The organism is Pantoea vagans (genome assembly GCF_004792415.1).
In the GTDB taxonomy this organism is placed as follows: Bacteria; Pseudomonadota; Gammaproteobacteria; order Enterobacterales; family Enterobacteriaceae; genus Pantoea; species Pantoea vagans.
Genome location: NZ_CP038855.1, coordinates 51,090 through 66,338 on the forward strand (window position 1 = coordinate 51,090; position 15,249 = coordinate 66,338).

A 15,249-nucleotide genomic window follows, 5' to 3' on the forward strand; every position below is an offset into this window, starting at 1 on the left:
GAAAGTTAAGCGGTTATGCGTGAACAAAATCTGAAGTTACTGCTGTTTATCTGACTTACGGCCTCATGGAACGGCGTGATCTCCGGCTCTGACATCCCGATGTTGTCCGGCGTCACTGAGTCCTGAACGAAACATCTGGCACTGACGGGCCGGCAAAGTGGATGGCGCATTTTGCCGGAACATGCTGAGCCCATGATGCGTTCAGAATCTGGTCGTTTTGCTGCTGAAGTGCAGGCGAACTCCGAACCCTACCCAGCTCTGACGGGCTGACAATAAATCACAGGAGCAGTTATGAGTCTTAAAACGGTACGAGTGGGATTGATTGGCGCTGGCCGCATGGGGAGTTTTCATGCAGAAAACCTGGCGCTGCGGGTGCCCGGCGCCCGGCTGACAGCCGTTGCCGATCTGCAGCCTGGCGCAGCGCAGCAACTGGCGGATCGGCTGGGAGTGGAGAAAGCCTATACCGATATCCAGGCGTTACTTAATGACAGTGAAATCGATGCGGTTGCTATTGCTACACCTGCCCGCACGCATGCTGAACTGGTGATCGCCGCCGCGCAGGCGGGCAAACATATTTTCTGCGAAAAACCGATGGCGGTGACGCTGCAGGAAGCCGATCGGGCTATCAATGCCGCTGAGGACGCGGGCGTCGTGTTGCAGGTCGGGTTCAATCGTCGGTTCAGTACGGGCTTCGCCGCAGCCATTGAAGCGATCAGAGCGGGCACCAATGGCACCACCCAGTTAAGCCGCTCTGTGACCCGCGATCCAGGCCTGCGCGATCCGGCCCCGATCCCGCAATGGACCATCTTTCTTGAAACCCTGATCCATGATTTTGACACTCTGCTGCACTTTAACCCGGGGGTGCGACCTGTCGAAGTCTATGCGCTGGCTGATGCGCTGGTACGGCCTGATTTTAAAGATAAAGGGTTACTTGATACCTCGGTGGTGACAATTCGCTTTGATAACGGAGCGATAGCCACGGCGGAAGCCAGCTTCCAGGCCGTTTACGGCTATGACGTTCGCGGCGAAGTGTTTGGCAGTAAAGGCATGCTGCAGACAGGCAATATTAATCAGGATAACTGCGTACGCTATCACGCCGACGGTATTGCAATAGCGACCTCCCGGCTGGATACCGATCTGCTGCGCGAGGCATATGTCGCTGAAATGACAGAGTTTGCGCGCGCAATTCTGCACGGTGATAAACCGCGTGCGACCGGCACCGATGCGCGCAACGCGCTGGAAATTGCGCTGGCCTGTATTGAATCAGTCAGACAACGTAAACCCATTCTGCTGGGAGCACGCTAATGGCCGGTTATCAGCTCTCAGTCTGTGCCGAGATGGTGTTTCTCGATCTGCCCATTATCGCGCGCGTGGAAAAGATCCATGCGCTGGGATTTGGGGTGGAGATCTGGAACTGGGCTAATAAAGATATCGACGCGCTGGTGGCAACAGGCGCGCGTTTTACCTCCATGACAGGCTACCTCAGCGGAAACCTGACCGATGACGATGAGATTGCGCAGCTACTGCAAAGCGCGGAAACCTCACTGGCGGTTGCAGAACGTCTGAACTGCCCGCGCCTGAATCTGCACGGCACCGGACTGGATGCCAGCGGCCAGGCGGTTCGTCCGGTTGAGGTAGTGACCGGCGAGATGTGGCTTAAAGCGGCCGATACCCTGCGCCGTGTGGCTGCACTGGGCGAACAGGCCGGTCGGGTTTTTACCCTCGAAAACCTCAATCTGGCGGTCGATCATCCGGGTACGCCCTTTGCGAGAGCTGCCGATACGCTGGCTCTGGTCGAAGCGGTCAGCAGCCCGGCTCTGAAGATGAACCTTGACCTCTATCATGCGCAGATTGGAGAGGGAAATCTGATCGCGCTTATCCGCCGCTGTGGTGACGCCATCGGAGAGATTCAGGTAGCCGATGTGCCGGGCCGGATGCAGCCGGGCACCGGAGAAATTAACTATCGTGCCATCGCCCGTGCGCTGAATCACATGGGCTACAGCGGCGTTATTGCGCTGGAAGGCTGGGCCGCAGGTGACAGCGAAACCGCGCTGGCGCAGTTCCGCGATCATTTTACGTTATAAGCGATTCCACCGGGTATTTGCCTGTTGCCCGGCGGTTTACTCAATAAAAATTACCCTACAGGAACACACGATGAAAACCAGAATGTTAGCACTGCTGCTCAGCCTGCTGATTAGCGTTACTGCCTGGGCGAAAACACCGAAAATCGGGGTTGCACTGGCGAATTTCGACCTTAACTTCGTTTCAATTCTGCGCACACAGATGGTGGGTGAGATAAAGGCGCTGAATATGGAGGGGCAGTTTGTCGATGCCAAAGGTGATGTTGCGCTTCAGGTTCAGCAGGTTGAGGATTTTATCAATCAGGGCGTGGACGCAATTATTCTTAATCCGGTCGATACGCAGGGCGTACTGCCGATGGTGAAAGCGGCAGAAGCCGCAGGCATTCCGCTGGTGTTTGTTAACCGCAAGCCGGAAGTGAAACTGCCGGTCAATATGGCCTATGTCGGTTCGGACTCTGCTCTGGGAGGTGAGATGCAGATGGAGGCGCTGGCAAAACAGATGAACTACCGTGGCAATGTCGCTATTTTAATGGGTGCATTATCAAACGAAGAAGCGCGTGAACGGACACGCGCTGTTGAAGCCGTAATCGCTAAATATAAGCAGATGGCGGTGATTGAAAAACAGACCGCACGCTGGCAGCGCAATGAAGCGGTAGACGTGGTGTCGGGATGGCTGCTTAATCAGCGACCCATTGATGCGATTGCCGCTAATAATGATGAAATGGCCATCGGCGCGATCATGGCGCTGAGTCAGGCGAAAAACAGTCACATTCTGGTCGCCGGCATTGATGGTACGCCCGACGGTCAGCAGTTTGTTAAAAATGGAAAGATGACGCTGACCATTTTCCAGGATGCTAAGGGGCAGGCGACGGGAGCGGTTAAGATCGTTAAGGCGTTGCTGGATAAACAGAAAGTCGACCCGTTGAACTGGATCCCCTACAAGACCATTACGCAGGCTAATTACCCGGCGTTTGTCGCAGAGAATCAGCCCTGAAAGCTGGATTTAATCACGAGAACGGTGCGGCAGGCTGCGAATCCTCATGCCTGTCGCATTTTAATGCCAGTTAAACGTCACCTCTGTGCGTTGGCTGATTCAGGACTCATTCGTGCTTCTTTAGATCAGCTGAATTATACTGTCAGAAATGAGCGCAAATTCAGTGATTTCTTAATGATTTACATTATCGATGACCAGGTTACCTACAATTCGGATGATTGTACGCTGAGCCATATTCCTACTCAGGACACGCTGAGTCTGAGTATTTCATCGGGCCGGCTGTTTGAGCAGTTACTGAATTCCCAGGGAGAAATACTGGCGCGCGAAACCCTGCTGACCGAAGTCTGGGATAAGTATGGGCTGCGCGGATCAAACAGCAATCTGAACCAGTATCTGAGTATTCTGCGCAGAGCGCTTGCGGCTTATGGTTGTGAAAACCTGATTATCACCATTCCAAAAATTGGTATCCGGCTTAATACCGAAATCAAAATTGAACGCGAAGCTTCCCCGGTTTTTGTTACGGCGGCAGATCAGCCAGATGAGATACCAGAAGAGAATGCTGCTTCCGTACAGAACAAACAGGCCGTTCAGCCTGAACCTGCCGCTGCAGATAAGGTTGCTGAAAAGCGCTCATTCACCATCAGGCAGCTCATATCGGCGATTGTCATACTGATGTTGCTGGGAACGGCTTTCGGGTACTTCACTGCACGTGAGTCTGCTGAAAAGAGTTCCACGATGAGTATCATCAAACCAGAAGGCGGCTGCGAGGCGGTGATTATACCGGGGCTGGATGTTTTTGAGCAAAAGTCACTGGATAAGCAAATTCTTGAAATTCTGAAAGAGAATAATCAATCCTGCACGCCCGGACGACGCATCTATTTTGATAAACACACGTCTGTGACCACCACAAATTATGGCAGAACGATTCTCTCCGCCTGCAACCTTAACAGCAGTGGCCATACCGTTTCCTGCGACAACTTCTATTATTTTGACTGGAGAATGAATTGAAACGGCGCGCCACCCTTACTCTGACGATAACGCTGGCTGCCCTGTTGCTGGTTATTTTTGCCGGCATTAATTATTTCAGGCATCAGGCTGACGAGCTCCCATTTCGCTGCTCAGCATTTAGTCGCTACGATCTCAGCCGCCACGATGCTAAAAGAACAGAGTTTACTGTTTCGCAGGATTTGCGTTTTATCGACCTGAACTCAGGATATTTGTTGCTAAACGGGCAGGTGACGTCGGGTGAAGAGGTTACAACGCTGAATCGACGTATTGCGTTGAGCGAAGGGCATAAAATTGATAGTGATACCTATCGCTATAAAATCAGAACGATTATTACTTCAACAAACGATACAACGCCGGATGCGCTGTTTAATCTGCTGCTGGCAGAAATCACGCTCGACCCTACGTATCTGCAGCTGGATATCACGCAGGTTGATAACAAGACGTATCTGATCGGCGGACCGCTCTCCTATCTGTTTACCTGTCAGAGATACTGATCCACCAGATCCAGCAGGCATGAAACCGGAAAGGGATCATGCCTTTGCTGGTTAACTACTCCAGTGTCGTCTCTGCGTCATCGCGCCGTTCTGCCTGACTAAATAGCTCCTCAGCCGTGACCTCGCTGAGTACGCCGTTATTTAACCGGACAATTTTATCTGCACTGCGGATCGTTTCCGGGCGGTGCGCGATGATGATTCTGGTGATCTTCATCTGACGGATTGCGTTATTAATTTGCGCTTCGTTATAGATATCCAGATGACTGGTCGCTTCGTCCAGCACCAGAATCTGAGGTTCGCGATACAGCGCGCGTGCCAGCAGAATTCGTTGCAGCTGACCACCCGACAGAAAAGATCCCATATCGCCTACCAGACTTTGATAGTTCATCGGCATTTTCATAATGTCGGCGTGAATTTGCGCCAGGCGTGCGACGCGGGTGATTTTGGCGTGGTCGGGTTCGTTATCAAAAAAGCTGATGTTCTCGCTGATGGAGCCTGAAAACAGAATGTCATCCTGCATCACACAGCCGATGCGGTTACGATGATGTTCGAGTCCGGTCTGGGTGATATCCATGCCACCTACGGTGATAGTGCCGCTTTCCGGGTGCAGCAGACCCAGAATGATTTTAGCCAGCGTCGTTTTTCCCTGACCGGAAGGGCCAACAATTGCCAGGCTCTCACCGGCTTTAATTTCCAGACTGGCATCCGCGACAACCCAGGGCTCTGTCGGGGCATATCGAAAATAAATGTTTGTCAGTCTGATATCCTGAGGTCTATCCATATCTTCGTGCATTTCATTGCTTATCAGACCCGCATGCATTTCTGAGCTGGCTTCCGTCTCTGACAGGACAATGTCAGCCAGACGCTCACCGTGCATACGCAGCATTCTGAAGTCGATAATAGCGTTGATCAGGCCTGCACCCCGGCTCAGAAACTGATCGGAGAAACTGATAAACGCGGTGAGCATCCCCGCAGAGAAATTGCCATCCAGCACCTGGATCGCGGCCAGCCAGACTAATATTACCCGGCCTACCGAGGTCAGCAGTCCCTGAGCTGAACCAAACAGAATATTCAGCTTCTGTATGACGATGCCTTTGTTGGTGGAGTCCACCAGAAAGTTCATATAAGCCGCGAGGCGGGGAACCTGTTTGTTATTGGTTTTAACCGCCTGAATACCCCGTAACGTTTCCAGCAGTGAAGACTGCGTTCGGGCTGAACTGATGATTTGCTCTTCGTTAGCACGTCGCACCGGATCGTAAGCCACAAAGCGCAGCAACGCATAAGCGATGAAAAGCCCGATAACCAGCCAGGCAAGCTGTGCGTTATAGATGAAGAGCATCACAACCGTCACAATCGACATGACCCCATCTAATACGGTACTGATGAAGCGGGTGGTCAGCGTACTCTGAATGGTGTTGAGCGAGCCGTAACGGGAGAGAACGTCACCCACATGACGTGATTCAAACCACTCCAGTGGCAGTTTTAACATGTGATGACAGACGTTAACCGTCCATTGCACACTTAGCTGACTTGAAAACCAGCTCATCACCCACGATCGTAAAGCGGTCACAATAGTCTGGAATATCGCAATCATGATAAAACCGACCCCAAGCAACGTCAGTAATGAGTAGTCGGCGGAGACCAGCACCATATCCATCACCCACTGCATAAAGAAGGGGGTCAATACGCCAAAAAATTCCAGGGCGACCGACAGGATGAGAACCTGGGCAAACGCAGATTTCACCCCGGTTACGCTTCCCACCAGCTTCATCATCGAGATGCTTTCTTTTTCCTCTTTGACTTCAAAACTGGATGAGGGAACCAGCTCCAGTGCTACGCCGGTGAAGGCAGTTGAAGCCTCTTTGAATGTCAGCTCGCGCACACCGCGTGCAGGATCGTGAATCGTGATTTTATTGCCACGTACTCTCTTCAGTACGACGAAATGATTGAGTTCCCAGTGAAGAATGCAGGGCATACGTAATTTAGACAGCTCTTCCATGTCGACACGCAGCGCACGTGAACTCATATTGAGCTGTTGTGCCATCGCGATAAGAGCAGTCAGCGTGGCACCTTTAAGCGATGTGGCAAACTGACGGCGCAGCGTGATCATGTCGATCTCATGGCCATGGTAGTTGGCAATCATACCCAGGCACGCCAGACCGCATTCCGCAGCCTGAGACTGGCGAATCATCGGCAGGCGGTTAAACCATTTAAAATTAAGTTTCTCTAATAACAGCACAGAACAGACCTTATGAATCAAATGGAAATTTTGTGTCCCAGCGCAAAAATCGGCTCCAGTACCCATTCATAGAGACGACGCTGGTCAACAATAAAGTCGGCCTCCAGCGCCATACCCGGTTTCAGTTTTTCATTCCGCGCATAGGCAGTAATCGTCTGGTTATCCAGCGAAACCAGTACGCGATACTGCTGTTCCTGAATATTACTGATGCCGGTCAGCGTGGTGACCTCCTGAGGAGAAAGGGCTGTGCGGGACACCTCGATCACCCTGCCATACTGCTGACCAAATTTTTGATAGGGGAACGCTTTGTAGCGCAGGACAACTCGCTGGCCCGGCTGAATAAAGCCTATGGATTTCGTGTTCACCATGATGCGGGCAACCAGATTCGAATTACTGGGAAGAATGGATACCGCTGACTGACCGGCAGTAAGCATCTGACCATTTTTAACCATGATCATGCCGACATAACCGCTTTTAGGCGCGTGCAGCTCGAAAGATCGACGCGCTTCATTTTCAGCCATCGACTGACGGTTTTCTGCCAGCTGGCGTTCGATATCGTTGCGCTTCTTCTCTTCATCCAGCGGCATTTCATGAAGTTGCTGCTCCGCCTGCACAATCTTTTGCGATGTGTCCAGCAGCTGACGCTGATACTCCTGATAGCGCGCCTGGCTGTCGAGCAGAGCAGACTCCTGCTCTTCCAGTTGACGGTTTGAGGCGTATCCCGCCTGTTGCATGGCATTCAGTTTATCCAGCTGCAGTTTTGCTAACGCCACCTGTTTGCGGCGATGTGTCAGCTGTAACTTCAGTTGCTCCTGCTGCAGTTTCAGGCTGGCAATGGTGTCGGTTAACCCTTTGAGTTCGACGTCGTGTAACTTAGCCAGAGTTGCAAGATCCTGCTGAAGGCGCTCACGCTGACCCGCCAGATTTTCGGCGATGACCTGACGTGTCTGTCCCATTTGAGTTGAAACTTCCGATGACAGGACCATGAGCACATCATCTTTTTTGACCAGCTGTCCCTCTTTAACCGGGATATCAATGACGGTTGCGCTCACAGCAGGAGGCACGATTAACATGCCATTTTCAGGCACAAGTTCACCGGTTGAGGACTCATATTTGGTGTAACTGCCAAATATGAAAAAGAGGGCTGTGGCGGCAGTAATAAAAAACACTACAGAAATAACCAGCCAGCGATAGGGAGGGCAGTAGAGCGCCACAATGCCCAGGTTGCCCCGGTTGGCTGCATCAAGTGCCTCCTGGCGGAAAAGCGACTGTTCCATTTATGATTTCTTCATGATTGAGGCGTTAATGACACTGAAAAAAATTCAGCATATCGGGTGAGAGCGATCCGGTACTTTGCGCCAGATTGATCAGGGCATTGAGATAATTCAACCGGACTTCTGCCTGGTCTTTCAGCGCGCTGTAATACTTCTGCTGGGCGTCCAGTTCATCGTTAACCGTGCGAAAACCCATGTCCCGGCCATACTGCACTGACACCACTTTCTCATGTGCTGAGTCGACGGCATTCTTCTGTGCCTGGATCAAGGCTTTGCCACTGGTCAGGCTGAGCCAGGCAGATCGCGTATCGGTTGCTGCTTTACGCTGTGCTTCGGTAATTGAAAATTTTGCGGCCCGGTGGCGATAGGCGGCCTCAACAGATTGCGACATCTGACTGCCGCCAGCAAAAAGGGGAATGGAAACGTTAACGCCATACTGGAGGTTGTTACTTTTCGATGTCGTTCCGAAAATGGCGTCATACAGAACGTTGTCATCGTCATCGTTACGACTCCAGTTTTTTCCATACCTGGCATAGAGCGATACGACGGGCATATGCGCTCCCTGCGCTGCCAGCACATCGGCATCCGCCTGATCGTTCTGCAACATGGCGATTTTTACCCGGGTGTTTCGCTGCTGGCTTGCATTAATCGCATCGACAAGTGAGGTATAAGGTGTTTTTTTAAGACACTGAAAGTTTACGGGCTCAACCGTATCCGGGCTGATGCCTGATAAGCGGCGAAAATTTTCTTCAGCCAGTAATAACTGATTTCCCGATTCAATCTCTTTCGCCTGAGCAAGCGTATAGTTGGCTTTAGCTTCATCGAGTTCAGTACGCGTATTCTGACCATTAGCCAGTCCGCTTTGAAGTTTCTGCTGTTGCTGTTGGAAGTTATGGCTGGCTGATTTTGATGCCTGTAAAACTTCCTGCTGATAAAGCACCGTAAAGTAGGCTTCACTGACAGCAATTAAAAGTTTCTCTTCAGCCAGACGGGCTTCTGCCTCTGCTGTGTTGGCAATCGCGACGCCTTTGCGCCAGCCCGCATATTTACTGATATCAAATAACGGCTGCCGGACACTCAGATCGTAGCTGTGGTTGGTCACCCCGCTTTGATACTTTTTATCGGGCTGCTCCTGTCGATCCCAGTTACCCTCCAGAGTCAGAGACGGCAACAGTTCTGCCATCCCTTGCCAGTATTTCTGTTTATCCGCTTCACTGGTCATCCTGCCGGCTTGCAAAGCGGTGTCATAATTCAGCGCGGACAGCGCCGCCTGTTGCAGGTTGGTGGCGAATGTGGACAAAGGCCAGCAAATCAGTATCAGCAGTGACGTTACAGCGGTTTTCATTTTCATGTGATTCTTCGTGGGCAAGCCAGACGGGAGACTAGATAAGTTCGTGCGCGAAAACATATTTGATCAGTTCTGTGTTGGTGCTGAGATGGAGTTTGCGCATGGCATTGTATTTTTGTGTTGCAACCGTGCTTATGCTTCTGCTCCGGACTTTTGCTATCTCCATCAGGCTATGGCCCATTGCAAACAAACGGATAACTTCCATTTCTGATGGGGATAAAAGATTTTGCGTGGGTTGATTTGAAGCTAAATGTGCCAGGTCTTTCATCGTTTCAGAGTAATAAACACTGGAGTGAAAGGAAGATATCCAGTGAACGGCTTTAACAAGATCCTGAATGTCATCACGCTTACTCACGACCGCACTGACTGGAACCTGCAAGACTCTTTTCAGGAAGTTCAGACTTCGCGAAGCAGTAAAAACCAGAATCTTCAGGTCAGAAGACTGCTTATGAATCTCCTCAAGTTTACTGACGCCATTTAAGTCATTGCGGTCAAAACTAAAGAAGGAATCTGTGATCAATATATCGGGAGTATCTTCTCTCAGACGAAGTAAAAGGTTCTTTGTGTCAGGTGGGTAGGTATAAATCTCCAGATGATTAAACTCGGCTGAAAGGATTGACTGCAAAGTATAAATAATGAACGGACTTTCATCAGATAAACCTACACGAAGTCGCTTCCTGCTCTGTGACATAGAGTTGATAATTCCTTATATCAGTAGAATGTAGTGAACAACATCCTAAAAAAATCCTTTAATCTTTTAGATTTACTGGTGCGGCAATAAGTAATTAACCTGCTGCTAAAGTGTTTTCCTAATCCTGTTTAAGTGAGGCTATGTAAATCCCGTAAATGATAATCAAAATTAAAGCGAAAAGTGGCGCTAACCGTGCGGTGTGAAAATGATCTAACATAGTAACTTCACATTTAATTGGCTTTGACTGTTAAGACTTTATCTTAGTAAAGTTAATTTCCCGATGCTTAATGTAACCCGGGAGTATTAAGCTAAAAAGTGACCGCGCCCTTTCCCGGAAGGTTGAATCAGTGAAAAAATAATTTTGTTATCGATATTGAAGCCTTTACTTTTTTATTTTTGGCTCATGAGTTGCATCAGGTTTCTGGATGAGCCTGTAGCAATGTTAGTCGCAGAGTACGTAAAGTAATTATACTTAATCCAGACAGAATCACACAGCTCTGTGGTTATTCAGAGATGCGATGCTTTCGAAGCAAAAAAAACTTACAGTAAAAATTCAATCCAGACCAGAGTTTATAGGCTTTAAGTTTTGATTTTTTTTGAAAACACATTCTCAAATGACTGTTTCATGTTGGGGTTTATTATTAATTTTGCACAATATAAGTAACAAAAAATGCGTTATCACTGGGCGCAGCTCGAACGGGCATGCGCTTTTGTCTGAGATAACAGACGTTATTGCAACTGGTGTAAACCTACCTCTTATGAGTTAATTGTGGATGCCTTCTGGTAAACCAGACCACAAACCCTGCCGTACCCTCTCTGCGACTCACAAAAAACGAAGTTTTTTTAAAAAACATGCTCAATGTAAAAGTCCCCTAAAAAGAAGAGAAATATTTAACTGTTGCGGTGGTGAATCAATGATTACTGAATTCTGTTGTTAACGTGAGCATGCCCAGACTCTTTTTCAGATGAATAGTCAGACCAGGAAAATAAAATGGCCAATCAATATATTGAAGTTTTGTGCTGTAAATTACTTTTTTAGCAAAATAAAAATCTAAATAAATCTCCATTTGTAATTTAAATATCCTAATTGGCAATGGCGTGTTTTAATTGTTTTCAAGAGGAGATGCTTGTCAAAATAGCTTATGGCCGAATTGATAACATGGCCTCCAAAATGAATTTCATTTTTGACAATATTAATTTTTTTTGCATTTTTTGTTATTGAGTGATAATTTTCAAAACTTAAAACACAACATGCAAAACCAAATAAGAATGAGGGATTTTTTTTCATAGAAAAAGTTATAACACTGTCAATAACGCTTAAGTTTCTGAACTAATCTACTGACTAAATAGTCTTTTACTGGCGTGATATCTGTTTGTTATAAAACTTATTGGTGTTTTATTCTCCCTTTTTACCTGTTTATGGTGTTGAGTTTTATATGAAGCGTTTTATTATACCCAATTACATTGGAGGGTTCCTTACGCTCTGAACAGGAGGCGAGCTAAAAGAACGGCAGTACACCAGGGGAAAATAAAGACCATAACAAACTGATTTTACAAATTTTGCTACTAATTACTAACCGTTGTGTTAGTTACATTGAGTTAATCAATATGTATAGAGTGTCTAAAAATCATGAAAGGATTATCGACGCATTAGCAGGTTATGCACAAATTGCTAATCCAGATGAAATTTCCAGGGGTAAGCGTCGCTATCATTTAACAAAAGATAATGTACGTCGCGTAATGTTTATCCTCGAAGGCGACTTTTTACTTAAACTTAAAGGTGAGAATAAGGTTCTCAACATCTTGTGTGCGCCATACGTTGTAGGCATAGCACCGGCACTGGATGAACCGCCAGTTTACCTGGAAAGAATCGATTATGGCAAAGTCAGTTTTATCGAGTATGACGTGTTATGGCGACTGATCTTTGAAAAAGATTTGTTTAATGATGCTATGTCGATTTTGTCAGGCAAGTATTCTGATTTAATGAACTATATCCAGTTGCCAAAAAGTAACTCTCACGATGAAGTCATTTCTTTGATTAATCGATGGGAAAAACTGCCATCACATCTGAAGAAAAGATTTTCTGCACTTTATCTTATTGAAAACAGCTCGCACCTTTCAAAAAGTTCCATCTGTAGAGTACTTAAAGAACTAAAAGAAAAGGGTGAGCTTACGCTGGTTAACGGCAAATTTACATAGTCTGTAATTTGAACTTTTGAGATGCCCAAGGGAAAAAATGGATTTAAACGTATTTTGTACTGATGGAAACTATTACTTCAAACTGGGCATCTCAAAGATGATTGAGGGCGCTCTGTTATCTGATGTTAATGTGAGATTTTTAACAGGATCGATAAACGATAGCTTACCAAAGGCCGATCTTATCCTGATCAATTTTTCTCAATGGCGATTATATATGTGTCATCCGGCATATCGTAACCGGAAGCCGGGTAGCGCGATAATCGTCTTTGTTGACAACAGAGATGAAATTATCACCAGTCAGTTGCCCGTTTGCTATCAATCCCTGATTGTGTTTTCACGTAAAGACTCTGTGCGCGTCATATCTGAAAGGATTACAGAGGTTTTACTCACTACGGAGGGAAGGGAAAGAGGATACTTACCCTCAGATTGTCTGAACTGCAACTTCGCACACATTACTGTTGTACAGCTTCAGGTGCTTAGCTTTTTAAAGAAAGGCTATGGCGTAGGTCAGGCTGCAAAAAGGCTCAATTTATCCAGTAAAACTATTTATGCACATAAATATAACATAATGAAAAAGTTTGTACTAAAAGGTGATAAAGAATTCAACGCTTTTATTAATGATCTCTCTCTGCTCGAGCTCTACAACGGCGTCATCAATGAAGGCTGAGTCACCGATGCTTAATCGGGTTGTCTGATTTCAGCATAATTTACAAATTTCCGGTTTTTTATTTTAGCCATTTTAACCCACTTTGTTTGCCCCTAAGTAACGGTGGGATAACGAAGAATCAGATAACGAAATGAGATGCAGACATGAATTTTAGCTAAAACACGATTAATTAGTGAATAGGCTAAATAATGGTATCTCTCCAGTTACACAGTCGCTGGGATAGGCCTCATGTATAGATGCATGTGGTCTATCAAAGCAATGTGCTTCAGATACTCTTTATCTGCTGGTGGGGCCACGGCGAAGATATGTAGTGCACTGCTCTCATTGTGCATGCCTGAAGTATATATAAATGAAATTTTAGCCGTTCCTATAATCACTCTTTTAAAATAAAAGTAGCCAGTTTAGGGTCCAGGATGGCTGATGAGTACGTATCGGTAGGCTGTAAGGAGGTCAGAATGAGTATAATCTTAACGGATTTATTTCATTTCCTGACGGAATTTATAGTTCGTTTACTGATTATTGACTATAGGGGTTGACTTCTTTACGTTGATTCATGTTTGAAAACACAATTTTATTTGTGTTTGCCCGCAATTTTTGAATGTTTAATTCGTTAATGTTAAAAAATTTTAAATAAAATATTTGCGAGAGGTTGTTTATTTTGGGAGATACGCTGAATTAACATGCAAAATAAACAATCATTATTAAATGATACTTTTTTTCGCTATTAATGCTTATTTATAAAATACCCTTAAAATACATATAGATAGACAATTTTATTTATTTTAATTTTTTATAAGTCATTGATATAATTAAATTATTATCTCTGGGTTTATAATAAATAAATCAGTGGCTAATAACTTATCTGATATGGAAAATAGATAACGTAGTAAAACGCTCAACTAAAAAAATATTCATCAGGAGATTCAAATGAAACTTAAAGCGCTTGTCACTGCCATGGCACTTTTTTCAGTTTATGCAAACGCAGCGTCAGACAATACTGTGCACTTTCAGGGCGAAGTCAGCACTCAGACTTGTTCAGTTAACATAAATGGAAGCAGCGCTGGCCCGGTTGTTCTTCTTCCTACTGTCGCGGCAAGTAAATTAGCCACTGCAAGCAGTACTGCCGGAGAAACAACATTTACTGTCAACGTTACTGACTGTGCAGCAGATGCAGCATCAATCAAAACCGTGTTTGTAGGTAATGACATTACCTCTAACGGCAATCTGGGAAATACCGGAACAGCGGGTAATGTTTCCATTCAGCTGCTGGACTCTGATGCATCAACACCACTGAAATTTGTTAGTGGTCAAAGTGTAAATACTTCAGCCTTTACCAAGGCTGCTGACAGCACAACAGCATCTCAGGAACTGACCGCGCGCTATTTTGCAGAAGCAGCATCTGTTACTGCTGGTACCGTTCTTGCCTCTGCTCAGTACGCAATCAGCTATCAGTAATATTTAATTAGTGAAACTAAGAAGGGCATTTTTATGCCCTTCTCTCAATGAGGTTTAATGATGTTTATCAATGCTAAAATAAACAAAATAATTTTTTTATGTGTGTGCTGTTTGTCTTTAAACGCTTATTCAAGTGTTGTAATGCAGGGTACGCGCGTCATTTTTAATCCGAAACAGGATGTAAAATCTCTCAAGTTTACTAATACTGATCCGTTTCCCTATATCACACAGGTATGGACGTCAAAAGAAAGTGACGCTGTTTTTAACAACAAAAAAGAGGCTCCGTTTGTTATCTCTCCTGGCGTTTTTAAAATAAATGCCAAAGAAGATCATCTGGTGAATATGCTGTATACCGGTGGTAAAACGCAGTCAGATAGAGAAGAGTTATTTTATCTTCATTTTACTCAGATTCCGGGCGTCAGCAGCAGTAACAAAAATGAAAATAAAATAGTGCTTGCAGTTACCAATACGATGAAGATTTTACTGAGACCGGGTAATCTGAGTATATCTCCGGAGAAGATGTTTGATTATATCAATTACAGATATGAAAATAAAAATTGTGAAATTTTTATTAAAAATGATTCTCCTTATTATCTCAACTCAACATCGGGTGAAATGACTGCCGGAACCAGTCGTTACGCTATCAGCAAGATACCTATGGTTGCGCCGTTTAGTGAACAAAAGGTCCGAACGACATGCTTAAAGGACTCAGCAGCATTAAGTCTTAAGCTTAATTATGTCAATGATTACGGTGTAGTTAATTCAAAAGTTATAAATAAAAAATAGCTAAAGCAGGCAA

Annotated in this window: 13 protein-coding genes; 9 read left to right on the plus strand and 4 right to left on the minus strand. The window is 46.1% G+C overall.

Features of this window, described 5'->3' with window-relative positions; translation table 11 throughout:
- Nucleotides 1-291 precede the first annotated feature (291 nt).
- The 5 genes from EGO56_RS21715 (at nucleotide 292) to EGO56_RS21735 (ending at nucleotide 4,577) form a co-directional block, all read left to right on the plus strand.
- Nucleotides 292-1,305 carry a Gfo/Idh/MocA family oxidoreductase gene (locus EGO56_RS21715; RefSeq protein ID WP_135911087.1) on the plus strand — a complete coding sequence of 338 codons (1,014 nt, stop codon included), beginning with the start codon at nucleotides 292-294 and terminating at the stop codon, nucleotides 1,303-1,305.
- Nucleotides 1,305-2,084, plus strand: a complete 780-nt coding sequence (locus EGO56_RS21720; protein WP_135911088.1) for a TIM barrel protein — start codon at nucleotides 1,305-1,307, stop codon at nucleotides 2,082-2,084. The genes EGO56_RS21715 and EGO56_RS21720 overlap by 1 nt, the downstream gene beginning before the upstream one ends.
- Nucleotides 2,085-2,154: 70 nt before the next feature.
- Nucleotides 2,155-3,075, plus strand: a complete 921-nt coding sequence (locus tag EGO56_RS21725) for a substrate-binding domain-containing protein (RefSeq protein ID WP_135911089.1) — start codon at nucleotides 2,155-2,157, stop codon at nucleotides 3,073-3,075.
- Between the two features lie 63 nt (nucleotides 3,076-3,138).
- Nucleotides 3,139-4,083, plus strand: a complete 945-nt coding sequence (locus tag EGO56_RS21730) for a transcriptional regulator (RefSeq protein ID WP_135911090.1) — start codon at nucleotides 3,139-3,141, stop codon at nucleotides 4,081-4,083.
- Nucleotides 4,080-4,577 (plus strand): FidL-like protein, encoded by a 498-nt coding sequence (locus EGO56_RS21735; protein ID WP_135911091.1) that lies wholly within the window; start codon nucleotides 4,080-4,082, stop codon nucleotides 4,575-4,577. The genes EGO56_RS21730 and EGO56_RS21735 overlap by 4 nt, the downstream gene beginning before the upstream one ends.
- Nucleotides 4,578-4,632: 55 nt before the next feature.
- Here the strand turns inward: EGO56_RS21735 and EGO56_RS21740 are convergent, their stop codons facing one another.
- Genes EGO56_RS21740 through EGO56_RS21755 form a run of 4 tightly spaced genes read right to left on the minus strand, consistent with a single transcriptional unit; the run spans nucleotide 4,633 to nucleotide 10,129 of the window.
- Nucleotides 4,633-6,816, minus strand: coding sequence for a peptidase domain-containing ABC transporter (locus EGO56_RS21740; RefSeq protein WP_135911092.1), 2,184 nt, complete (start codon nucleotides 6,814-6,816; stop codon nucleotides 4,633-4,635).
- A 17-nt stretch (nucleotides 6,817-6,833) separates the two neighbouring features.
- Nucleotides 6,834-8,093, minus strand: a complete 1,260-nt coding sequence (locus EGO56_RS21745) for an HlyD family secretion protein (RefSeq protein WP_135911093.1) — start codon at nucleotides 8,091-8,093, stop codon at nucleotides 6,834-6,836.
- A 25-nt stretch (nucleotides 8,094-8,118) separates the two neighbouring features.
- On the minus strand, nucleotides 8,119-9,498 hold the full coding sequence (locus EGO56_RS21750; protein ID WP_238349054.1) for a TolC family outer membrane protein: 1,380 nt from the start codon (nucleotides 9,496-9,498) through the stop codon (nucleotides 8,119-8,121).
- Entirely contained in the window at nucleotides 9,473-10,129 is a 657-nt protein-coding gene (locus EGO56_RS21755) for a response regulator (protein WP_135911094.1), read from the minus strand. Before EGO56_RS21755 ends, EGO56_RS21750 begins: the two co-directional genes overlap by 26 nt.
- 1,608 nt (nucleotides 10,130-11,737) lie before the next feature.
- Here EGO56_RS21755 and EGO56_RS21760 point away from each other — a divergent pair.
- From EGO56_RS21760 to EGO56_RS21775, 4 genes are all read left to right on the plus strand, one after another.
- A complete protein-coding gene (locus EGO56_RS21760) occupies nucleotides 11,738-12,328 on the plus strand; it encodes a helix-turn-helix domain-containing protein (protein ID WP_135911095.1) in 591 nt (196 codons plus the stop codon).
- A gap of 37 nt (nucleotides 12,329-12,365) precedes the next feature.
- Complete coding sequence (locus tag EGO56_RS21765) at nucleotides 12,366-12,995, plus strand: helix-turn-helix transcriptional regulator (RefSeq protein ID WP_135911096.1); 630 nt, start codon at nucleotides 12,366-12,368, stop codon at nucleotides 12,993-12,995.
- Between the two features lie 927 nt (nucleotides 12,996-13,922).
- Entirely contained in the window at nucleotides 13,923-14,450 is a 528-nt protein-coding gene (locus tag EGO56_RS21770) for a fimbrial protein (RefSeq protein ID WP_135911097.1), read from the plus strand.
- Between the two features lie 57 nt (nucleotides 14,451-14,507).
- Nucleotides 14,508-15,236 carry a fimbrial biogenesis chaperone gene (locus tag EGO56_RS21775; RefSeq protein WP_135911098.1) on the plus strand — a complete coding sequence of 243 codons (729 nt, stop codon included), beginning with the start codon at nucleotides 14,508-14,510 and terminating at the stop codon, nucleotides 15,234-15,236.
- The last annotated feature ends 13 nt before the right edge of the window (nucleotides 15,237-15,249 follow it).